The organism is Streptococcus sp. oral taxon 064, from assembly GCF_001683375.1.
Taxonomy (GTDB): domain Bacteria; phylum Bacillota; class Bacilli; order Lactobacillales; family Streptococcaceae; genus Streptococcus; species Streptococcus oralis_S.
This window is the reverse complement of sequence record NZ_CP016209.1, coordinates 1-2,537: the sequence shown is the minus strand read 5'-3', so window position 1 is coordinate 2,537 and position 2,537 is coordinate 1. Positions and strand designations below refer to the sequence as shown.

1 pseudogene is annotated in these 2,537 nt (G+C 42.5%); it reads right to left on the bottom strand.

The features are described 5' to 3' along the window. Positions 1-2,537 (bottom strand): annotated as a pseudogene (locus AXF18_RS09800) (hypothetical protein); the annotation flags it as partial.

Genomic DNA, 2,537 nt, shown 5'->3' with positions numbered 1-2,537 from the left:
CCGCTTGGTACTTGACAGTAACAGGAGTTCCGTTGGCATCCACACGAGTCAATTCAAGCTCTGGTGTTTCACCCTTGAACTGTTTATCAGGAGTGAAGGTCACCTTACCGTCTGCATCCACTTCGAATTTACCAACATTTGGTACTTCTTTCACAGTTGTACCATTGTCAAATAGTGGAGTTGAATCAGCTGGGAATGGAACTGAGTCATGACCTGGAGTGAAGGTCACTTTACCTTCTTGGACCTGACCTTGAAGTCCTTCTGTCTTATCACCTGTACCAGTTGGCGTTACTTTCTCAACAACTGGGGTATAGGTCGTTACAGCCGACTCTCCATTTTTATCCACCACTCCAACTCGAACTGGAGTTGCCGGACCATAGAAGGTTTTCAGTGGAGTAAAGACAATTGTTTTATTTACAAGATCTAAATCGTACGTCCCTTGGTTGGCAATGGTTAGCGAAGTTACCTTTTGTCCATTCTCATCATAAAGAAAGACACTACTTTGGACTAGTTCGACGGATTTCTTTGCTCCATTAATGGTTGTTGTCCCTTTTGTAAAGTGAACCGCACTCTCGCTTGCTCTATCCTCATCAAATTGAATCGTTGCTGCCTGCTTCTGCCCTTGAAAGCCTTTAGATTTCGCTACACTTGCTGAAGGTACAACTGGAAGCGGAACATAATACACCAACCTATCCCAAGAGAATTCTTTTTCCAACTCTTCATCGCTCGGATTTATCGCACTAATCCAATATTGATCAAGAGCCTCATCTCCCGACAATGTATTTGCGTCAATATCTTCACCTGGGTAATAGCCAGGAATTTCAGGCGAAATCACTTGAGACCAAGTTTGGTCTACAGACCAGGCTGAGTAAGTCACACCTGCTGTCGCATCATTTGGGTGGATTTTTGCCAAAACCTGATCGATTCTCTTCGTTCGAGTAAACGAATGGGATTCTACATGTCTGGGAGGAAGAAGCGATAAATCAGGATTTTTTGCTTTTCTGTAATACTCATAATTAATTTCACGAGTTCCACGAACAGTTTCGGTTAGTTCTGTAATCTTGTGTCTAAACTGAAACTTGAATTGTTTTGGACTAGCCGAGTCACCAAAGGTATGATCTATAAAATCGTTACTGATCAGTTCATATCCTGCATCTTCCAATTTCTTAATTCGACGAGCAGGATCATAAGAAATTGGTCCATTAGATTTTCCTACAACTGTGTCTACCTGGCCTAGTTGCACTTCCTTAGACGGATCATTTACATCCACAAAGGTAAAACTTGCAGATGACAGTTTGGTAGACATTTGGATTGAAACATTATTGGACTCAGTGTACTTGGAACTGCCATTTGCCAGAGCCGAAGAAAGATAAGCCGTAGCACCTGGGGCAGTATCTTGCCCGATAACTGCTCCATCGATAGGAAATTGAACCCTACTTCCAGCAGCAACCGGAGCAGTCGAATGCCAACAAACTGCACGAATCTCTGACCAATCCGACACTTGATCTGCTGTGAGCCATTGTGAAGCATTAATTTCTGCAGCAGTACCCGCGATACGACTATATTGAACCTCCCAGCCTGAAGGTGGTGTTAAAGCTTTTGTCAAACTCACTGTAAATTCAGAACCACGATTTCTGGATTCTAGCTGTTTATCGCCTTTCATCGGCAGGGATGATAAAACATAGACATCTGAAACCGCCTGTTTCGCTGCGTTTTTATAGGTCACTCTGAAATCAATCTCATCACCAGGATAGTGCTCTTGGGTATTATAGGCAAAGTGTTGATCTGTAGCTCTCTTCACTTCAGAGTAGACACCACTCGCTTCAGAAGCCTGTACGATCACATCGAAGTCATAAGAAACCGAATTTTTCGAGGTAACTGTAATGCCGTCGAGCTCCCCTAAGTCGTAACCATTCTGAGCTTGAACGTCAGGAAGTTCCTCGTCCCAAAAAGCAATCGCTTTATAGGTGTAGGTCCCATTTGGAATCGTCTTGTTTTCTAACTTCAAAAGTGTTGCAGGCATAGGGGAGTCTGGAGTCCCCTTTACTTGGGCATAGTAGAGAGTTTTCCCAGTATCTTTGTAATTATAATAGACCTTAAAATTAGGATTTCCACTAAAGTTTAATTGTGGATCAGCCAAATAAGCCAGATGGTAAACTCCCGTCAAGTTTGCGAAGTTCTGAGTAGGAGTTTCTTTACCCGCAGTCCTTGTGATAAAATCTTCCTTAAAACCAGAAGCATCTGTGTGTCGATTGAAGACATCTGTCCGACGGCGTCCAATCATCGAAATTTGCTGGCTAACGCGTGTTAATTCGGCTGAGGCCGTTTGAGATAAGGAAACAGTGTTACGAGTATTCTTAAAAGTGGAATCCGTTCTAGAATCCAACTTACTAATCGTCGAGTCTTTATAGAGACTTTCCCAATTATTAAAACGTGTTTTGGTTTGGAAAACAAACATTGATGTATCATTTGTTGAGGACTTCCTCATCTTGATGTTTTTAAACTTGTACTCCAGTTCCTTCACATCTTGCTCTTCC